Annotated in this window: 14 protein-coding genes; 10 read left to right on the forward strand and 4 right to left on the reverse strand. The window is 72.4% G+C overall.

Features of this window, described 5'->3' with window-relative positions:
* The first annotated feature begins 146 nt into the window (after positions 1-146).
* Positions 147-2,105 carry a DUF6807 family protein gene (locus tag ACLBWJ_RS06590; protein WP_282502032.1) on the forward strand — a complete coding sequence of 653 codons (1,959 nt, stop codon included), beginning with the start codon at positions 147-149 and terminating at the stop codon, positions 2,103-2,105.
* Between the two features lie 10 nt (positions 2,106-2,115).
* On the opposite strand, the gene ACLBWJ_RS06595 is transcribed toward ACLBWJ_RS06590, so the two are convergent.
* A complete protein-coding gene (locus ACLBWJ_RS06595; RefSeq protein WP_282502031.1) occupies positions 2,116-2,385 on the reverse strand; it encodes a hypothetical protein in 270 nt (89 codons plus the stop codon).
* Positions 2,386-2,488: 103 nt separating this feature from the next.
* Between ACLBWJ_RS06595 and ACLBWJ_RS06600 the strand changes: the two genes are divergently transcribed.
* Positions 2,489-3,991, forward strand: coding sequence for a DUF222 domain-containing protein (locus ACLBWJ_RS06600; protein ID WP_447659941.1), 1,503 nt, complete (start codon positions 2,489-2,491; stop codon positions 3,989-3,991).
* A 127-nt stretch (positions 3,992-4,118) separates the two neighbouring features.
* Here ACLBWJ_RS06600 and ACLBWJ_RS06605 read toward each other — a convergent pair whose 3' ends face one another.
* The gene (locus ACLBWJ_RS06605; protein ID WP_274178333.1) at positions 4,119-5,204 is read right to left on the reverse strand and encodes a M24 family metallopeptidase; all 1,086 of its coding nucleotides are present in this window, start codon (positions 5,202-5,204) and stop codon (positions 4,119-4,121) included.
* A gap of 62 nt (positions 5,205-5,266) precedes the next feature.
* Here ACLBWJ_RS06605 and ACLBWJ_RS06610 point away from each other — a divergent pair, with 62 nt between their 5' ends.
* The 8 genes from ACLBWJ_RS06610 (at position 5,267) to ACLBWJ_RS06645 (ending at position 15,375) form a co-directional block, all read left to right on the forward strand.
* Positions 5,267-6,259, forward strand: coding sequence for a LacI family DNA-binding transcriptional regulator (locus ACLBWJ_RS06610; protein ID WP_114589134.1), 993 nt, complete (start codon positions 5,267-5,269; stop codon positions 6,257-6,259).
* Positions 6,260-6,380: 121 nt separating this feature from the next.
* Entirely contained in the window at positions 6,381-7,715 is a 1,335-nt protein-coding gene (locus ACLBWJ_RS06615; protein ID WP_447659942.1) for a Gfo/Idh/MocA family protein, read from the forward strand.
* Positions 7,712-8,647, forward strand: coding sequence for an NAD-dependent epimerase/dehydratase family protein (locus tag ACLBWJ_RS06620; protein ID WP_269267165.1), 936 nt, complete (start codon positions 7,712-7,714; stop codon positions 8,645-8,647). Before ACLBWJ_RS06615 ends, ACLBWJ_RS06620 begins: the two co-directional genes overlap by 4 nt.
* On the forward strand, positions 8,644-9,543 hold the full coding sequence (locus tag ACLBWJ_RS06625; RefSeq protein ID WP_274178330.1) for a 5-dehydro-4-deoxyglucarate dehydratase: 900 nt from the start codon (positions 8,644-8,646) through the stop codon (positions 9,541-9,543). Before ACLBWJ_RS06620 ends, ACLBWJ_RS06625 begins: the two co-directional genes overlap by 4 nt.
* Complete coding sequence (locus ACLBWJ_RS06630) at positions 9,540-10,661, forward strand: mandelate racemase/muconate lactonizing enzyme family protein (protein ID WP_447659943.1); 1,122 nt, start codon at positions 9,540-9,542, stop codon at positions 10,659-10,661. Before ACLBWJ_RS06625 ends, ACLBWJ_RS06630 begins: the two co-directional genes overlap by 4 nt.
* Entirely contained in the window at positions 10,658-12,097 is a 1,440-nt protein-coding gene (locus ACLBWJ_RS06635; protein WP_447659945.1) for an aldehyde dehydrogenase (NADP(+)), read from the forward strand. The genes ACLBWJ_RS06630 and ACLBWJ_RS06635 overlap by 4 nt, the downstream gene beginning before the upstream one ends.
* 48 nt (positions 12,098-12,145) lie before the next feature.
* Complete coding sequence (locus ACLBWJ_RS06640) at positions 12,146-13,117, forward strand: serine hydrolase domain-containing protein (protein WP_274178327.1); 972 nt, start codon at positions 12,146-12,148, stop codon at positions 13,115-13,117.
* Positions 13,114-15,375 carry a beta-galactosidase gene (locus ACLBWJ_RS06645; RefSeq protein ID WP_447659946.1) on the forward strand — a complete coding sequence of 754 codons (2,262 nt, stop codon included), beginning with the start codon at positions 13,114-13,116 and terminating at the stop codon, positions 15,373-15,375. Before ACLBWJ_RS06640 ends, ACLBWJ_RS06645 begins: the two co-directional genes overlap by 4 nt.
* Before the next feature lie 162 nt (positions 15,376-15,537).
* On the opposite strand, the gene ACLBWJ_RS06650 is transcribed toward ACLBWJ_RS06645, so the two are convergent.
* Entirely contained in the window at positions 15,538-19,431 is a 3,894-nt protein-coding gene (locus ACLBWJ_RS06650; protein WP_447659947.1) for a glycoside hydrolase, read from the reverse strand.
* A gap of 113 nt (positions 19,432-19,544) precedes the next feature.
* Positions 19,545-20,528 carry a LacI family DNA-binding transcriptional regulator gene (locus ACLBWJ_RS06655; protein ID WP_282502022.1) on the reverse strand — a complete coding sequence of 328 codons (984 nt, stop codon included), beginning with the start codon at positions 20,526-20,528 and terminating at the stop codon, positions 19,545-19,547.
* Positions 20,529-20,586 lie beyond the last annotated feature (58 nt).

Consider the following 20,586-nt stretch of genomic DNA (forward strand, 5'->3'; position numbering starts at 1 on the left):
GTCGCGGGCAGCGCTCCCCATCGACGGCCGGTGGCGCCTGCCGTAGGGTGTCGCTTCACCGCTCCCACCCGAAGACGTCAGCGCGCGTCGCGAGACCCATGGGAAAGCGCTTGCTGGCATGATGGGAGCGACGTCAGGAGAATCGGATGCCACGCACCACCACCATCGCCCTCGTCGGCGTCCACGGCTACGGAACCGTGCACCTCGACAATCTCCGCCGTCTGGGCGATCGCGTGCGGCTCGTCGCGGCGGCCGACCCCCGCCCGCCGGCACCGGGCACCCTGCCGGAACACACCCGCGTCTTCCCCGACCTGCCGACCCTGCTCGCCGCGACCGACGACGTCGATGTCGTCATCGTCGCCACGCCGCTGCATACCCACCTCGAGCTCGCGCGCACCGTCGTGGACCGCGGTATCGACCTGTACCTCGAGAAGCCGCCGGTGCTGACCCTCGCCGACCTGCGCGTGCTCGAGGACGCCGCCGCGCGGTCGGGCGCGCGGGTGCAGGTGGGCTTCCAGAGCCTCGGGTCGCGGGCGCTTCGAGCCTTCGCCGACGACCAGTTCGACCTGGGCCCGGTCCGCGCGATCGGAGCCGTGGGACTCTGGGCGCGCGACCGCGCGTACTGGGAGCGCAGCCGCTGGGCCGGGCGCCGCGAACTCGACGGTGTCGCCGTCGTCGACGGGGTCACGACCAACCCGCTCGCCCACGCGACCGCCACCGCTCTCGCGATCGCCGGCACGACAGCCGTCGCCGACATCACGCAGGTCACCGCCGATCTCTACCGCGCCAACGCCATCGAGGGCGACGACACGAGCCTGCTGCGCGTGTCGACGACGCGCGGCATCCGCGTCACCGCGGGGCTGACGCTGTGCGCCGACGAGCAGGTCGACCCGTACGTCGAGGTGCATGGCCGCCGCCGCTCGGCACGCTTCTTCTACACGGAGGACATCGTCGAGGTCGACGGGCGCAGCGAACGCTTCGAGCGTGACGACCTGCTCGAGAACCTCCTCGATCATCGCGACGAGGGTGTCGCGCTGCTGTCGCCCCTGTCAGCCTCGGGCGCGTTCGTCGCGGTCATCGATGCCGTGGGACGCACCGCGCCGCACGAGATCGACCCCGCGTTCGTCACTGCGCGCGGCGAGGGCCCCGCCCGGCGGCTCATCGTGGACGGCATCGAAGACGCCGTGGTCCGCGCCGTCGACGCCGAGGCGACCTTCGCCGAGCTGCACCTTCCCTGGGCTCGGCGCACGGCTCGCGACATCGTGCTGACCCTGCCGGGCGACGGCTCGCCCCTGGCGGAGCTCGTCGACGGCGCTGGCACCGCGCGGTCGTCGAGCCCGCGCCCGTACCTGCATCCGCTCCGCACCCCCGGCGGCGTGACCGTGACCGACCACCATCCCGCCGACCACGACTGGCACCTCGGTGTCAGCGTCGCCCTGCAGGATGTCGACGGCACGAACTTCTGGGGTGGTCGCACCTACACCCCGGGCGAGGACTACATCTGGCGCGACGATCACGGGCGCATCGAGATCGCCGGCGTCGAGCGGATCGCCGACGGCGCGGTTCTCGATCTGCGCTGGATCGGCCCCGACGGCAGCGTCGTCATGCGCGAGCGCCGCGAGGTGCGGCTGATCCATCGCGACGAGCGCGCCGCTGTCATCGAGCTGTCTTTCGAGCTGTCGCCGGCGACCGACCGCACCGTGATGCTCGGGGGGCCTGGCAGCAACGGGCGCAGTGGAGGCGGCTACGGCGGACTGAGCTGGCGCTTGCCCGCCTGCAGCGACGTCGACGTGCGCACGCCCTCGACCCGTGGCGAGGAGGCGGTGCACGGAACGGTCGCGCCGTGGGTCGCATGGTCGGCGTCCTTCGCCGGGCCGACCGGCGGCGCTGCTGCGGAGGCGACCGTCGCACTCGCTGCGGCAGACGAGTCGTCTGCCGGCGATCCGTGGTTCGTCCGGGTCGCGGACTATCCCGGCATCGGAGCCGCGCTGGCCTGGGACCGCGCGGTCGCGGCATCCCCGGGCGCTCCAGTACGGCGCGCCTATCGGCTCCTCGTCGCCGACGGCCGGCTGACCGACGCGGAGGTCGCGGCGCTCCTCGCCTGACCCGAACGCGTCAGCACGCGTCGTTCCAGCGGCGCTCGAACTCGTCGGCGGTGATGGGCGTCGTGAGCTCATCGTCGTCGAGTTCCGACGCGGTCGAGGGCTGATCGGAGAGCATCCCCCAATCGTCGACGACGACCGCACCGGCGCCGTATCGCCGGGCACCCGCGGGGTGCTCATCGATCTGCCGCACGACCCACCAGAGCCCATCAGCATCCGCCTCAAGCTGCTGATATTGCGCGAAACCCGCCAGGTCCGCGTCGACGACAAGGTATCGAGGCATGGCTCCATCATCCCGAGTCGCGATGGCGATGCGGCGCGGGGCGTGGGATGGGGGCTGTGGAGAGCCGCGGGGTGATGTCGGAGGTTCGTGACAGTATTCGAACATGCATTCGAACGGCGGGCTCGGTAGCCGGGCGGGCGGTGGGATGGGCAGCGACGGCGACGTCGACGCGCTCGCCGTTCTCGTTGCGGATGCTGAGCGGGTTTCGGATGCCGCACGGGCCGTGCAGGTTCGGGAGGTTCGGGTGCTCGCCGCGGCCGGGGTTCTGGCCGAGGGGCAGGCGGCTGGCGCGTCCGAGCGCGTGAAGGCCCGGGAGATGGCGTTACGTGGCATCGCCGCCGAGCTGGCCGGGGTGTTCGTGGCGACCGACCGGACGTTGCAACGCCGGATCGACGAGGCCCGAGACCTGGTCGAGAACTATCCGGTGACGATGGCCGCCTGGGAGGACGGACGCATCGTCCGGGGGCACGTGCGGGTGATCCAGGAGATCGGATGCCTCGTCCCCGCGGCCGAACGGGCTGAGTTCGAGCGGGTCGCGATCGAGCGGTGCGAGGGCGAGACCCCGAACCGCGTGCGGGACGCGCTGCGGATGCTGGCCGAGCGGACGCACCCGCGCTCGTTCACCGAACGACACGCGGAGGCCGCGGCGGGGCGGTGCGTGCGGGTGCAGGCCGGGCCGGACGGGATGTCCGACCTGATCGCGACGCTCCCGACCGTCATCGCCGACGGAATCGTCGACGACCGGCTCACCCGACAGGCGCGCGAGATCATCAACGCGCGCGCGCACGCCGATGCCGCCGGTGCCATGCCGGACGGTGCTCGAACCGACGCGAACGGCGGCATAACCGACGCCGATACGACCCTTTGCGACGGGTCGACGTTCAACGACGATGTGCGAACCATCGACCAGGTCCGCGCCGACATGTTCAGCGACCTCCTCCTCGCCGGCGCGCCCGCCCTCGACCCCACCGCGACCGGTGACGGCGACAGAACCCTCGGCAAGATCCGGGCGCACGTGCAGGTCGCCGTGTCCGCCCTCACCCTCATCGGGCAAGACGACGGGCCTGCCGGTCTGGCGGGGCGCTCGCCCATCGACGCGGCCACCGCGCGAGAGCTCGCGGGCAACGCGACCTCCTGGGACCGGCTGCTGACCCACCCGGTCACCGGCACCGTCCTCGAATGCGACAGCTACCGGCCCACCGCCGCCATGATCCGGCTGCTGCGCGCGCGGGACCGGCACTGCCGATTCCCCGGATGCCGGCAACCCGCCATCCGCTGCGAACTCGACCACACCATCGCCGCATCCGACGACGGGCAGACGCACGTGCGTAACCTCGCCCACCTCTGCAAGAGACACCACGACGTCAAACACCACACCCGATGGCACGTCCGACAACTCCCCGGCGGGAAGCTGGTGTGGAGCTCACCGACCGGACGGATCTACCGCGAAGACGCACCACCACCATTCGTCGCGTTCACGGTCGCCGTCACGACCGATCGGCCACCGGGTAGGCGGGACGATGGACGATCGCCCGGCGCTTTGTCCCCGGCACAGCGGCGAGAGCGGCGATTCCACACCTTCCTCGGGTCAGAGCCGCCGTTCTGACGTGTTCATCCCCTTGCCGCACCCCGTGCGGAGGCCTCTCCGCGCCTGCGCGAACGACACACGCGCACATGCGCACGCGCGAACCCACGCTCAGGTTCGAGCGGAGCACAGGTCGGCACGGCGCGCTTCAGAAGAACGGGCGCGCGACGGGCCGGGCGATTCCGCCGACCGTGGTCGTAGGCCACCTCGGGTCGACCGTGAGCACCTCGACGCCGACGTCCGTGACGATGACGGTGTCTTCGACCTTCGCGCCGGGCGCGCTCGGATTCCAGGCGAACGCGTGCGGCGACCGCACGAGGTCGCGCGTCTCGGCGGTCGCCCGCGGGTCGCGCCCCGCGTATCCGGTCGGGCCTCCCTGATGGTGGCGTTCCCACTCGTCCGGATCGAACCCCGCATCGGCGTAGCCTCGACACCCCGCAGCGAACACTTCGTCCAGGTGGGCGCCGGGCCGAGTCGCCGCGAAGAACGCCGCCTCCACCGCGAGGATCCGTCCATCGTCGCCACCGGCCGCACCCACCCACCGGGTCGCGTTGGCGATGAGCCCGTGCCGACGTCCGCACACGACGAGCATCGCCCGGGCACCGAGCGGAGAGTCCGTGGGGAGGGGATGCCGGTGGGGCAGCCGCGGCTCTCCCGCCACCAGCACCACGAGCGGGTCGATGCCGCGCGCCACGAGCCCGGCAGCCAGCCGAGCAGCTGCGGCACGCTCGGATGTGAGGGGAGACAGTTCCGCGGCGACATCCGTCAACACCTCGGCCACGGCACGGCCGAGAGCCCGATAACGACCGACTTCCTCCGGCACCAGCTCGGCGCGCGCCGCCCGCAGCTGGGGGCCGACCTCCGACTCGCCGACGGCGAGATCACCCCGCCCCTCGGAGGGCCCGCCGGAACCACCGGACAGGGCGTGCGCGACGACCGATTCGTACCACGGGACCCGGGCGACGCGTGCGGCGTCGTCCGGCGCGAGCTCCTCCGCGATCAGCCGGTCGGCCTCGTTCGCCGAGACGAAGAGCGTGTCGCCGCCCTCAGCGACGCGGATGGCCAGCACGGGCGGACCCGCGAGCGAGACGTGCGTCCGAACGCCGCCGAGGTACCACGAGAGCGCCTCATGCGACGAGAGCACGAGCGCATCGGCGCCGGCATCCTCACGAACGGATGCCAGGCGACGGCGCTTGACGTCGCGCTCCGTCGTCGCGGTCGTGATCGCAGACATCGTCGTCTCCTGTCATAAAACGTTTCCTCGCATAGTATGGCCGGACGAAGGGCGGGGGAACGATGGCCGGAGCGAAGCAGACCACGATCACCGACGTCGCCGCGCACGCCGGCGTCTCACTCGCCACCGTCTCGCGCGTCATGAACGGCAACGCCACCGTCGATCCGGCTCTCGCCGAGCGGGTGCGCGCTTCGGCAGCGCAGCTCGGCTACTCGGCGAATCCGCTCGCGCGCAGCCTCGTGCTCGGCCGCACTCAGACCATCTCGGTCGTCGTGCCCGACCTGGCGAACCCCACCTTCCAGGGGATGCTGCGCGGCCTCAGCCGGGCCGCGGTCGCCGACGGCTACCACGTGCTCATCGCAGACTCCGACGAGAACGTCGACGAGGAGCGCCTGCTCGCGCTGGAGTCGCGGCGGCGCTCGGACGGACTGATCCTGTGCGCGCCACGCATGAGCGACGACCAGCTCGCCGACGTCGTCGCCGACGTCGCCCCCGTGGTCCTGGTCAACCGCACGGGCGACGCTCCGAGCGTGGCGGCCGACTATCGCACGCCTCTGCGCGCCATCATCGACCACCTCTACGCGCAGGGACACCGCCGATTCGCGTACCTCGCCGGCGCGGCGCGCAGCGCCTCGAGCGGGCAGCGACTGTCTGCACTCGAAGACGCGCGACGCGAGCTGGCGGACTGCGAGATCGCCGAGATCCCCGCCGGGGTCGACTTCGCCAGCGGCGCCGGCGCTCTCGACGATGTTCTCGCGTCAGGGGCGACGGGGGTGCTGGCATTCAACGATCTGTCGGCGATGGGGCTGCTGAGCGCGGCGACCGAACGCGGCATTCCGGTGCCCGGCCGACTCTCGATCGCGGGGTTCGACGACATCCCCTTCGCGCGGTACACCTCCCCCGCACTCACGACCGCCGCCGTGCCGATGGGCGAGCTCGGCGCGCGAGCGTGGTCGGCGCTGCACGACCTGCTGACGGGCCGCACGCCCGAGCCCGCCGTGACGGTCTCGCCCGACGTCATCGTCCGCGGCAGCACCGGCGCTCCCGCGGCCTGAGCCGCGCACCTTCGGCCTGAGCCTCGCGTCCGGAGGAGGGCTCGTGCTAGGCTGAGAAAACGTTTCCTGAGAGCGCTTTCCCACATAGGCGGCCTCTCAGCTCTTGGCACGAAGGAGAGCCATGACCCGCACGCGGTACGCCCTGGTGGGCGCGGGACACCGCGCCCAGATGTACGTCGACGCCATCACCGGGACCCACGCCGATCGGGCGGAGCTCGTCGCGATCTGCGAGCCGAACCCGGTACGCGCCGAGCACTACCGCGATCAGCTGGTCGAGCGCGGCGTGCCCGCCCCGACGCTGTGGTCGCCGGACGACCTCGAGCAGATGATCCGCGATTCTCGCGCCGAACGCGTCATCATCACCGCGCGTGACGCCCTGCACGCATCCCTCATCGTGCGCTCGCTCGATGCCGGCGCGGACGTGGTGGTCGAGAAGCCCCTGACGATCGACGCGCCGAGCGCGGCGGCGATCGAGGACGCCGTCGAGCGCACCGGTCGATCGGTCGTGCTGACCTTCAACTACCGCTACTCGCCGCGCAACAGCGCCCTCCGCCAGGTGATCCAGGACGGCCGCATCGGGCGGGTGACCTCGATCGACTTCTCGTGGATGCTCGACACGAAGCACGGCGCCGACTACTTCCGCCGCTGGCACCGCGAGAAGGAGCACTCGGGCGGCCTCCTCGTCCACAAGGCGAGTCATCACTTCGACCTCGTCAACTGGTGGATCCGCGACGAGCCGCGCCGCGTGTTCGCCTCGGGCGGCCTGCGGTTCTACGGGGCGGAGAACGCCCGGGCCCGCGATCTCGGCGAGCGGCCGCAGCGCGGCACGCACGACGGCCGCCACGACCCGTTCGAGCTCGACCTCCGCGACGACGAACGCCTGCGCGCGCTCTACCTCGAAGCGGAGAGCCACGACGGCTACCTTCGCGATCGCGACGTGTTCGGCGAGGGCATCACCATCGAGGACAACCTCGCGCTCGTCGTCGACTACGCCGGCGGGGCGACGATGTCGTATTCGCTGAACGCCCACGCCCCGTGGGAGGGCTACCGCGTCGCCGTCAACGGCACCGAGGGCCGCGCCGAGCTCGAGGTGGTCGAGCGCGGCGCCGTCCTCGAGGACGAGGGTCTGCACCCGGTGCTCGACCCCTCGGCCGTCGACTCCGCCGGCCCCGCCTCCCTCCGCCCGCAGGGCGAACGGCTGATCGTCCAGCGCCACTGGGAGGACGCCGTCGAGATCCCGATCGAGGCGGGCGAGGGCGGCCACGGCGGCGGAGACGAGCTGCTGCTCGCCGACGTCTTCGTCGGCCCTGGCGATGACCCGCTGGCTCGACCCGCCGGCTGGGCCGACGGCGTCCGCTCGATCGCGGTGGGCATCGCGGGCAACCTGTCGCTGGCGTCGGGTCTTCCCGTGCACACCTCCGAGCTCCGCATCCGACTGCTCGACGGTCGGCGATGAGCCGGGTCGTCGTCACCGGCGGCTCCGGCCGCCTCGGTCGCAGCCTCGTCGGCGGCCTCGTCGCCGCGGGGCATCGGGTGGTCTCCTTCGATCGGACGGTCTCGGACGCCCCCGAGCTGCAGGGCGCCGACCAACTCGCCATCGACCTGCTCGACGCCGAGGCCACCGCCGCGGCGCTCCGCGCGCAGCGGGCGACCGCCGTCATCCACCTGGCCGCGATCGCCGTCCCCTTCAGCGCCCCCGAAGACGTCATCATGCGCACGAATGCGGCCCTGGCCGTCTCGGTGCTCGGCGGTGCCGTGACCGCAGGGATCCCGCGGATCGTCGCCGCTTCCAGCCCCACCGTGCTGGGCTACGGGGCGCCGCGCGGCTGGGTGCCCGACCGCTTCCCGCTCGATGAGGACACGCCGCCACGGCCGTGGAACAGCTACGCCCTGTCGAAGCTCGTGATCGAGCAGACGATGCGGATGCTGCACCGACAGACCGGCGACGCCGTGCGCTTCGCCGCCTTCCGCCCGTGCTACGTGATCGCACCCGAGGAGTGGCGCGGAGCCCCCACGCAGCAGGGCCACACCGTCCGCGAGCGCCTCGACGATCCGAGCCTCGCCGCCCCCGCGCTGTTCAACTACGTCGACGCGCGCGACGTCGCCTCCTTCGCCGACGCACTCCTATCGGCTCTCCCCACGATCCCGAACGCCGAGACGTTCTTCGTCGGAGCCGACGACGCCCTCGCCCGCCGCCCGCTCGCCGAGCTCATCCCCCGTTTCCACCCCGGCACGGAGGAGGCGTCCGCCGTCCTCACCGGCACAGCGCCCGCGTTCTCGAACGCGAAAGCGCGTCGCCTGCTGGACTGGGCGCCCCGCTACTCGTGGCGCGACGCCCTGACCGAAGAACCCTCCCGCACCGACACCCGAAAGGACGTGCCGGTATGAACTTCGACGGCATCCTCTTCTTCCCCGTCACCCCGTTCGACGCCTCCGGCGCCGTCGACCACGAGCTGCTCGCCTCGCACGTGAGCCGCGGTGTCGAGGAAGGAGCCGGCGGTGTCTTCCCCGCGTGCGGCACGGGCGAGTTCCACGCGCTCTCGACCGCCGAAGCGGCCGCGGTCGTCCGCACCGCCGTCTCGAGCGTCGCGGGCGCCGTGCCCGTCGTCGCCGGGACCGGGGGTCCGCTCGGCCACGCCCTCGAGACCGCCCGCGCTGCCGCGGATGCCGGGGCCGATGCCCTGCTCGCCCTGCCGCCCTACCTCGTCGGCGGGCCGCAGGAAGGACTCGTCGCCTACGTCGAGGCGATCGCCGCGGCATCCGACCTGCCGGTGATCGTCTACCACCGCGCCAACGCGCAGTTCACGCGCGAGTCGATGCGCCGTCTCGCCGACAACCCGCGGATCGTCGGATTCAAGGACGGCACCGGCGACATCGGCACGACGCAGCTCATCGTCCGCGTGATCGCCGACGCCGGCCGCGACGACTTCGCGTTCTTCAACGGGCTCCTCACCGCCGAGCTCACTCAGGCCGCATATCGCGGCATCGGCGTGCCGCTGTATTCGTCCGCAGCCTTCGCCATGGCGCCCGAGGTCGCGAACGCGTACTACCGGGCCTACGTCGAGCACGACGAGGAGCGTCGCCTGGCACTGCTCGACGCGTTCTACACACCTCTTGTCGCGCTCCGCGACGAGACGCCCGGGTTCGGCGTCTCGCTCATCAAGGCGGGCCTGCGCCTGAGCGGGCAGGCCGTCGGCGGGGTTCGCGCCCCGCTCGTCGACCCCACCGCCGACCAGGAACGCCGCCTCGCGGCGATCCTCGATGCCGGGCGCGCCCTGCTGTGACGACGATCGCCGCGCTCGCAACGCGCCTGATCCGGGTCCCGCTCACCCGCCCGTGGGCCGCCGACGTCACCTCGGTCGGCGTCATCGCGACGCACGTGCAGCGCAGTGACGGCGCCGAGGGGTGGGGCTTCTCGTGGACCCCGCAGATCGGGGCGGAGGCTGTGCTCGCCCTGCTGCGACACGACATCGCACCGGCCGCCGTCGGACGTTCCGCCGAGCCGGGCGGCGCATGGCAGGGCCTCTGGGAGCACCTGCACGAGGCGGGCGGTGGTGGCGTGACGACGATCGCCCTCGCGGGCCTCGACCTGGCGCTCTGGGATGCCGCGGCTCGCGCGGCCGGCTCGTCGGTCTCGACGCTGATCGGACGGCGCCGCGAGAGCGCCCGCGTGTACGGCAGCGGCGTGAACCTCCACTACTCACTCGATGAGCTCGTCGCTCAGGTCGAGCGGTGGGTCACGCGCGGGTTCACCGCCGTCAAGGTCAAGGTCGGCAAGCCCGACGTCGCGGAGGACCTCGACCGCCTTCGCGCCGTCCGCTCGGTGCTGGGCCCGGACCGGGGCCTGATGATCGACGCGAACCAGCGCTGGGACCTGGCCCGCGCGACGCGGTCGCTCGAGGTCCTCGCCGAGGTCCGACCCGACTGGATCGAGGAGCCCCTGCGCGCCGACGACCTCGACGGACACGCCGAGCTCGCGCGTCGACTCGGCGCCGGCGCGCGCATTCCGATCGCCGTGGGCGAGAACCTGCACACCGCGTACCGCTTCGCCGAGGTGCTGCGACGCGGCGCCGCGCAGATCGTCCAGCCCAACATCGTGCGCGTCGGGGGGATCACGCCGCTGCAACGCATCGCCGCGATCGCCGAGGACGCCGGCGCCGAGCTGCACCCGCATCTGCTGCCCGAGCTGTCGGGCCAGCTCGCACTGACCCTCCCCGGCGGCGCGGCCGAACCCTGGGTCGAGGACGTGGAGGATGCCGGCTTCGCCGAGCTGGGCGCCCTCCGCGGCCCCTCCCCCGTCGTGATCCGCGACGGACGGCTCCGCGAGACCGACCACCTCGGCCTGGGCCTGCGCTTCACCGACGGACACTTCACCACTGACGACCGCGAGGAACACCGATGACCACCACCCCTGATCGCATCGACGAGCTGGCCGCCGCGGCGTCCGCCGCAGCCCCGATCTGGCGCGATTCGGATGCCGCGACGCGCGCCACCTGGCTGCGCGCTCTCGCCGACGCCCTCGACGGCGCTGCTGACGAGCTCGTCGCGATCGCCGATCGCGAGACGCGACTCGGCGAGGCGCGCCTGCGCGGCGAAGTCGCCCGCACCACGGGACAGCTGCGACTCTTCGCCGACGTCGTGACGGAGGGCTCGTTCCGAGAGATCACGATCGACGAGGCCGATGCCGCGGCGACGCCGCCCCGGCCCGAGCTGCGTCGCCTGCTGGTGGGCGTCGGACCCGTCGCGGTGTTCTCCGCCTCGAACTTCCCCTTCGCGTTCTCGGTGTGCGGCGGCGACACGGCGTCCGCTCTCGCCGCCGGCAACCCGGTGATCGTCAAGGCGCATTCCGGGCACCCGGAGCTCTCTCGCCGCACGGCCGAGATCGCCGTCGCCGCGCTCGACGGCGCCGGAGCGCCGGAAGGCTCCTTCGCACTCGTGGAAGGTCGCGAGGCGGGCAACGCCCTCGTGCAGCATCCCCTCGTTCGGGCGGCGGGCTTCACCGGCTCGGTGTCGGGCGGCCGCGCCCTGTTCGACCTCGCTTCCGGGCGACCGGACCCGATCCCCTTCTACGGCGAGCTGGGCAGCGTGAATCCCGTGGTCGTGACGCCCGCGGCGGCCGAGGCCCGCGGCGACGAGCTCGCCCGCGGACTCGTGGAATCGTTCACCCTGGGGGCGGGTCAGTTCTGCACCAAGCCCGGCGTCGTCTTCGTTCCCCGGGGCAGCGGATTCGTCGAGTCCGTCGCCGCCGCCGCCCACGGCGCGACCGGCGGCCCGCTGCTGACCGACCGCATCACCGAGGCCTTCCCGGCAGGGATCGCCGCGCTCGAGGCCGACGCGTCGGTGCGGGTGGCGGCAGAAGGCGTCCCGGGCGACGGCGCGCGACCCGTCGTCCTCGTGTCGGACGCGTCCGCGGTCGCCGCCCGTCCGGAGGTCCTGCTCGAGGAGTGCTTCGGCCCCGTCACCCTCCTCGTCGAGTACGGCGACGAGGGCGACGTGCACGCGGCCCTCGCCGCCGTGCCCGGCAGCCTCACCGCCATCCTGCACTCCGAGCCGGGCGACGACGTCGCCGCGACCCTCGCGCTCCTGCAGGAGCGCGCCGGACGCGTGCTGTTCGCGGGCTGGCCGACCGGCGTCGCGGTGACCTGGTCGCAGCACCACGGCGGGCCCTGGCCTGCGACGACCTCGCTGCACACCTCCGTCGGGGCCACCGCCATCCGCCGATTTCTCCGGCCGCTCGTCTTCCAGGACGCGCCGGCCGCGCTGCTGCCGCGCGAACTGCGTGACGAGTCGCTCGAGAGAACCCCACACCGACGTAACGGCGTGCTCGTGCTGCCGTAACGGCCGGATGCCGGCGCGAACGGAAAACGCTTCCCGTAGGCTGGGGCGATGACATCGAGCTTCACCGCTGCGTTCGACTGGGCCCGCCGGCATGTGGCGGACGGCCGCCTGCCGTCCGCGGTCGTCGGGGTCGCCGATGCGAACGGCGTCCTCGCCCTCGACGCCGTCGCGGCGGACATCGACGATCGGTACGCGCTCTTCTCGATCACGAAGCCGCTGCTGGGCATCTCCGCTGCCCGCGCCATCCAGCGCGGCGAGCTCACGCTGCAGACTCCGCTGACGCGCGCCCTGCCCGAGTTCGGCCGCGACCGGGACGACATCGTGCGGCTCTCGCATCTTGTGAGCCACACGAGCGGCATCAGCGAGCCGCCACTCGACACCCGACTCCCGCTCCGTACCGAGCTGCTCACCCGCGGCCGTGACTTCGTCGCCGGCACAGCCTCGCGGTACTCCACGCTCGCCTTCGAGGGCGTCGCCGCACTCGTCGAGAGCGTGAGCGGCCGCATCTGGCACGACGACATCGCCGACTGGGCATCGGGCATCGGCGCCGGCGGCCTGTCGGTCGACCTCGACGGCACGGCGCCGATCGCGGATGCCGCCGCCGCGGGCGCCGACATGGCGGCCTTCGCCGCGCAGCGCAACCCCGGGGCCGGCCTCGCCGGGAAGGCGCACGACCTGCTCGCGCTCGGGACCGAACTGCTGCGGATCCACGCCGGCGCCCGCGACGGCATCCTCGCCCCGGCGACGCTCGCGATGATGCGGCGACCCCTGACCGGCGACATCCCCCGATTGGAGCCGTACCCTGCCGAGCGCGGGCAGGACTGGGGTCTCGCCTGGAACCTCCGCACCCGAGCGCCGGGCCTGATCGACCGCGACGTCTACGGTCACGGCGGCTGGGCGGGAACGGAGTTCTGGGTGCACCCGACCGCGGGCATCGCGTGGGTGCTGCTGACCAACCGGGCGTTGCGCTCCGGCGTCGACATCGACGAACTCGACAACGCGATCGTCGGCGCGCTGTGAGCGAGCTGCTCCGCGTCGAGCATTCCGCGTGGCCGCAGCCCGAACGGCCCGCACCGCTGCCCGCTCCCCACGAGCGCGCCCGCGGCATCTCGGTCACCGACCGCGCCCTGTACCGGCACGGTGAAGGCTGGGTGCCGGTGTCGGGCGAGGTGCACTACAGCCGACTGCCGCGCGATCGCTGGTCCGAGCGGATGCGGCAGCTGCGCGCCGCCGGCGTCACGGTCGCATCGACCTACGCCTTCTGGAACCACCACGTCGCCGAGCGCGAGCACCCGCGCTTCGACGGGAACCTCGACATCGGGGCCTTCGTCGACGAGGCGGCTGCGGCGGGACTCGATGTCGTGCTGCGCATCGGCCCGTGGGCGCATGGCGAGTCCCGCAACGGCGGCTTCCCCGATTGGGTTCAGGCTCTGCCGGTCATCCTCCGCAGCGATGACCCCGGCTACCTCGACCTCGTCCGGGAGTGGTTCGGCCAGCTCGCCGCGTCCCTGGGCGGCCGCGCGCGACCAGGCGGGCCGGTCATCGGCATCCAGCTCGAGAACGAGTTGTACGACCGTCCGGAGCACCTGGTCACGCTCAAGCGCCTCGCCCGCGAAGCGGGCATGGCGGCACCCCTGTGGACGGCGACGGCCTGGGGCGGGGCGCAGCTGCCCGACGGTGAGGTCATGCCGCTCTTCGGCGGGTATGCGGACGGATTCTGGGTCGACCCGGGCGCACCCTGGGACCCGACGTTCCGCGCGCATTACTTCCCCTCACACGACTGGGACGACCCGGGGGTCGGGGCGGACGTGCGCGCGAGCCAGGGCTTCGCGGCGGCGAGCGCGACGGCCGACCTGCACGGCTTCCCCCCGGCGACCTGCGAGCTGGGCGGGGGGATGGCCACCGCGTACCACCGTCGCCCGGTACTCGGAGGACGCGATGTCGCCGCGCTCGCCCACATCAAGATCGGCAACGGGTCGGCCTGGCAGGGCTATTACATGTTCGTCGGCGGCCGGAACCCCGGACCCGATCTGCAGGAGACGATCGACACCGGGTATCCCAACGACCTCCCCGAGTTCGGCTACGACTTCCACGCCCCGATCGGGCAGTCGGGCGACCTCGCCGACTCCGCTCCGCTGCTGCGCGCGCAGCACGCCTTCCTCACCGCGTTCGGCGACCGCCTGTCCGGCATGTCGTCTGCTCTTCCCGACGTCCGCGCCGCGTCGCTCGACGACCGGACCACCCTCCGGTGGGCGCTGCGTTCCGACGGAGCGGAGGGCGTCGTCGTGATCTCGCACCACCAGCCGTACGAACAGGTGGAGGACGTCGCCGACGTCCAGCTGCGCGTCGTCGTCGGCGACACCGAGACCGTGCTCCCGTCACGTCCGGTCACGGTCCCCGCGGGGACGCTCGCTCGATGGCCCGTCGGGCTCACCGTGGGTCGGGCACGGGTCGCCTGGGCGACGGCCACCCTGATCACGGTCCTCTCGGGCGGCCCGCGTCCGACGCTGGTGCTGCTCGAAGATCGCGGCATCCCCGCCGAGATCGCGATCGGCCAGGCCGGATCGCAGGTCGCCCGGCCGGGACGCGCTCCGCTCCGCTTCGACGACCTCGATGTCGTGGTGTTGCCGGCCGCCGACGCCGACCGGCTCTGGGTGCGCCCCGGGTCGCGCCCGGAGCTGTGGCTGACCGATGGCGAGCTGGCGTGGGATGCCGACATCGCGATGCTCCGTGGCGCTCGGGAGGCTCACCGCTACGACCCGCACACCGGCGAGTGGTCGATCGTCACGGGCGCGCCCGGCGCGCCCGGCGGGCCCGGCCGCGTTACCGCGATGGGCAGCGCGCCGGTGGGAGTCGAGCTCGTCCGCCCGCCGGCCGCTCCGGCGACGGACTACGGCTTCGGCGGCCCGCGTCACCGCGCGCCGTCGGACGAGACGTTCGCCGAGCGGGCCGCCCGGTACCGGGTGCAGCTCCCCGCGACCTCGCTGGACCCCGAGGCGGACGCGGTGCTCGACCTCGACTGGGCGGGCGACGTGGGACGGTTCCTGGTCGACGGCCGCATCGTCGACGACCGCTTCTGGGACGGCACGCGCTGGTCGCTGTCGCTTCGGGACGCCGGTGCGACACCGACGAGCGAGATCACCGTCGAGGTGCTGGCGTTGTCTCCGGCCTCGACGATCGCGCTCGCGACGGATGCGGAGTCGCGGCGAGCCGATGCCGTGGCGACATCCCTACGCGCGTCGCTCCGGCTGCGCGGTCCCTGGCAGCGCCTCGCGTGATGCTGCACACGGCGCGCGGCGCGCGGCGCCAGCGAACTCGGAGAATGACGCGTAGATCGGATGCCGCGCGGGCTGAAGCTCCGAGAAGCGTGGGATTCTCCGAAGACGGCGAGGCCGTGCCGATCGTTCACATCGATCGGCACGGCCTCCGTTGTCAGGCGCTCAGGCCTGCGCGCGTCGGCGACGCAGCACGAGCGCTCCGGCGCCGAGCATGAGCAGCGCGAGCGCGCCCATCACCGTCGCGGTGATGCCGCCGGCATCCCCTCCCGTGCGTGCGAGATCGCGCGCGTCCGTCGAGGCAGCCGAGCCGTTCGCTCCGGCCCCCGTCGCCGAGCCGCTACCCGAACCCGAACCCGAGCCAGCGCCCGAACCCGGAGTGCCGGTGCCACCGTCGGTGCCGCCGCCCGTTCCCGGGTCGACGACGGCGGCGGTCGGGACGATCGCCGCTGAGCGGGCGGTGCCGTCGATGAAGCCGGCCGCCTCGGCGGCCACCTCGACCGAGATCTCCCGGCCTTCGTCGGCGGCGGTCAGCGCGTAGGTGTCGGCGGTGGCGCCATCGATCGCCGCCCCGTCGCGCAGCCAGACGAACGCGCGTGCCGCGTCCGCGGGATCGGTGACGGCCACCGCGCGCACGGTCGCGCCGACGCGCGGCTCGCCCGACACGACCGGCGTCTCGACGCCGACGGCGCGGTTCACGGTCACCGAGTAGGTGCGCGAGGCGCCGTCGGGAGCCGTGACCGTCACGGTTCCGGTGCTGCTGATCACGTCGTCGGCCGCAGGCGCGGCATCCGCCGCCATGCGCTGCACGTCGCCAGCCTGGTCCTCGCCAGGCTGGGTCACGACGACCGTGGCATCGTCGTCGACCGCGAGCGCGTGGAGCATCGGCCACGCGGACCCCGTCGTCGTGACGGTGTACTCCAGCGTGTCGGGCGCGAACCCGTCGACGGGCTCGTCGCCGACCGTGAGGCGCGCGAGATCCGCGATCCCGGCCGGCGCCGGTGCTGCGGCGAAGATCTCGACCTCCGACACGATCATGTGCGTGTCGGGACGGGCGTTCAGCACGACGCGCACCTCGTCGGCGGCGCCGGTGACCGGCACCTCGACGCGCGGCGCACCCGCGGTGGGCTCCGGCACCGGAACGAGGTCGCCCTCGACCCAGTCGCCGCCGCTCACGCGGTGGTCGACCCGCATGGTCGCGGGCCAGCTCAGCGAGCTGCCGTCGCGGTAGAACTGCACGGCGACACGCGTCAGGGTCTCGCGCTGCGCCAGGGCGTAGCTCAGGGTGTCCTGCGCGTTCTTCGTGCCCGAGCGCCAGTTCGACCAGCCCTTGTCGGTCGAGCTTCCGTTGATCGTGTTGCTCACCGCGTACTGCGCGCTCTCGGTGAAGGTCGCGCTCGGGCGGCTCTCGGGGGCGACGTTGCGCTCGGACGCGGCCGTGACGATCACGGTCAGCCGCGCGTCGAGCTTCTCGCCGCTCGGGCCCGTGGCCACTCCGGGCACCGAGACCGTGCCGGGCTCGGCGAACGCACCATCGGCGATGCCGTCCCACGCCCACTCGACCGGGACCGGGAAGCCCGCTCCCGAGGGTCGCAGCTCGGCCTCCACGGTGTCGTCGGCCTGGCTCCTGACGGCGTCGAGGGCGCTTCCGGCCGGGACGGTGACGGATGCCGGCCGCGTCGCGGTGTAGGCGCCGATCTCGACGGTCGCAGTCGCTTCGAACGAGCCGCCGAACAGCTCGGTGCCCGTGCCGGTGACCTCCACCGCACCGGGGCGCGAGAAGTCGACACCGTCGAGCTGCCACGTCACCGGCGCCTGTCGCACCGTCCCTCCGACGTAGCGCACGCTCACGGACGCGGGCAGCGTCGGGGCGACGCCGACAGCGGTCGCGACCGTGACGGGCTCGGTGCCCGCGACGCTCGTGCTCGCGATGCGCCACTGCTGGTTCCCGCCGCCGTTCGAGGTCCACAGGCCCACCGCAGCGCCGGACGTCGTGCTGCCGCCGTTCACGTCGAGCACGCGCTCCGCGGCGACGTTGAGCACCGAGTAGTACGTGCCGTCCGTCGTCGAGGCCATCCACTGCAGGGCGGGATCGGCCGCGGCTGCCCCGGGGTCGGCATCCACGAGCGCCGTGGCCGTGCCGCGCGAAGCGAGGAACTGCCCGGAACCGTTCTGCAGCGTGAAGCGATGGCGGTTGGTGCCCGCGCCCTCGATCGTGCGGACGGTCCAGGCCTGTCCGCGGGCGGCCTCGGCCGTGGTGGCGAGTGAACGGACCGCGAGGCTCGAGCTGCCGTCGAGGGCGAGTCCGCTCTGAAGGCCCGTGAGCTGCACCGTCTCGCCGTCGCGGAAGGCCGCGGCATCCGATGACACGCCCGAGACACCGTCGATGACGAAGGTCACGACCGACTTGGCGGGCACCGTCAGCGTCGCGGTGCGGGATGCCGCGTCCACGGCGACCGGCTGCCCCTGCCGGAGCGCGTTGACCGAGGGCTCCGCGGCGGTCGACTGCGTCGTCACGATGGGGGCCACGGTCGCCCCGGGGGCCACCGTGCCGAAGTCGCTCAGGTCGATCTCCACCGTGCGTTCGGCGGCCTCGGCGTTGACGTGCACGATCGTTGCGCCCTCGCCGTCGGCGTCGATCGCCGCCGTCGACTGCGCGTTGTCGGTCGCGATCAAGCGGTCGCCGGGGGTGATGTAGTGCGTGAAGTTGCGCACGGTGTTGAACTTCTCGTTCGTCAGCACCTTGCAGGATGGGTCGGCGTCACCGTCGCGGAGCCGGCGCTCGGACTGCCCCTCGTCGTTGCAGTCGAAGTCGATGAAGACGCTGCCCCAGTTCAGCTTCTCGACCTTCTCCATGTTGTAGAGGTCCTCGACCGGCTGCCAGAACACCCAGGCGTCGGGCTCGAGCTCGCGCAGGTCACCGACGATGTGCTGGGCCATGCCGAGGCCGTTGTCGATGTCGTCGGTGACGAACCCCTTGCTCTGATCGGTCCAGTTGCCCTCGACCTCGCTCATCCACAGCGGCTTGTCGGCGGCCTTGGCGATGTCGCGGACGACCTGGCGCCCGCCGGTGCCGTACGTGTGGACGTTCAGCTGGTCGACGAGGCCCTTCGCCTCCGCAGACCACGTGTTCCAGTTGGTGGCGAAGATGCCGGGGTTGGTCTCGTCCATCGCCGAGATGACCGCGTCGGTGGTCGTCCCCGGCTGCGCGAGGCGGTCGGCGAGGGCGGCGATCATCGCGTCCTGCGCCTCCGGCCCGATGTGCGCACCCTCCTGGCGTCCGCCGGTGGGCCACGTGGCACCGTCGGGGATCTGCGTCGACCAGTAGTTCGTGTTGGGCTCGTTGAACGGGTCGATCGTGTCGAACGAGATGCCGTGAACCCGCTCGAGCTCGTCGACGACGTTCACCAGATAGCCGGCGAACTTGTCCATGTCCGCCGGGGCGAGCTGCTCGCTCGTGGCGTTGTTGATCCCGCCCGAGACGTAGCCGCTCTGGGTGAGGAAGTAGGGCGGGGAGTTGCTGAACGCCTCCCAGTGCGTGACCTTGTCCTTCAGCGCGTCGAGCCACCAGCGCTGAGCGGAATCCTGGGAGAAGTCGAAGGCGTCGGGATCGTCGGGGTCCCAGGCATCCCGGTACCGGTCGCGGTCAGCGAAGGTCGAGGTGATCGCCCCTTCGTCATCGGTCGCCGGCAGGTTCGGATTCCAGAAGCCGGGAACCGCGCCGCCCGGCCGCAGGTACGGCGGGACGTCGGAGGCGTTGCCGCCGCCGATGTTGTAGCGCGCGATGTTGAGGTTCAGGCCTTCGTCGCCGAAGACGGCGTCGAAGAGGTCCTGCCGGACGTCGTCGGGATAGTCGCCGGTCGCGTTGGCGAACCAGACGAGGCTCGTGCCCCATCCCTCGAACGGCTTCTCCGAGGCGGTGGCGGGATTCGGAGTGATCCGCACGGCAGCGGCGTCGGCGGCATGCACCGGCGGGGGCGCGACGGCGGTCGCAGCGGTGAGCCCACCGGACGCGAGCGCCACCGCGCAGGTCATCGACATCAGTCGAGCTGACTTCATCGTCATTCCTATCCGGTCGCAACGATGCGACCTCAGGGGGGGTGATGTTGACGTAAACATGTTGACGTCAACATCGAGCCTACGGGACGCCTCTGTCCCGGTGCAACGGTTGATCAGCGGCGCGGGCCGGAACTCGCACGCACGACGAGCTCGGTGGGGACGAGCGTGCGCTCGGCCGGCACCTCTCCCCCGTCGATCTCGGTGAGCAGCGACCGCACGGCGGCCGCGCCGATCCGGTCGAAGTGCTGACGTACGGTCGTCAGCGGGGGCCAGAAGTTCGCCGACTCGGGAGCATCGTCGTACCCGACGACGCTGACGCTCGCCGGCACAGGGCGATCGGCCTCGTGCAGCGCGCGCAGCAGCCCGAGCGCCATGCGGTCGTTGGCGACGAAGACCGCCGTCACGCGGTGGTCGCCGGCGAGCGCCCGACCGATCTCGTAACCCGACTCCGCGGTCCAGTCCCCGACGTGCACCTCGGGCACAGCCGCACCGCGGGCGACGAGCGTGTCGTGCCAGGCGGCTCGCCTGCGCTCGGCGGCGAACGACTCCCGCGGCCCTGAGATGTGGCTCACCGTCTCGTGCCCGAGGTCGAGCAGATGCTCCGTCGCGAGACGGGCACCCAGCGTCTGGTCGTTGTCGACGACGGGATACGGGTAATCGGCGCTCGAGTCGACCACGACGACGGGGAGTCCGGTCGGCAGCGCCAGCTCGCGTTCGCCGAGACGATGCGTCTCGATCAGGATGATGACACCGTCGACGGCATGCTCGGCGAGGCGCACGAATGCCCCCGAGACGTCGGACTGCGTCGCCGACTGCACCGTGATGACGGTGAGGGAGTACCCCGCCTCGGCGGCGACGGATGCCACGGCGTCGAGCGTGCGCGTGTTGCCGTAGCTCGCGAGCGAGAACATGATCACGCCGATGCTGCGGAAGCGCCCCGAACGCAGTGCACGCGCGGCACTGTTGGGTCGATAGCCGAGCTGCGCCATCGCATCCTGGACGCGCGCCCGGGTCTCGGGGTCGACGTTCTCGCGGCCGTTCGCGACCCGCGAGACGGTCTGACCCGACACGCCGGCCATCGCCGCCACGTCGGCCATCGACACTTCCCGACGCCGCGGTCGAGCGTCCGGGCGTACGGCTGGCCCTGCTTCACCC

It is taken from the genome of Microbacterium sp. M4A5_1d, assembly GCF_053345465.1.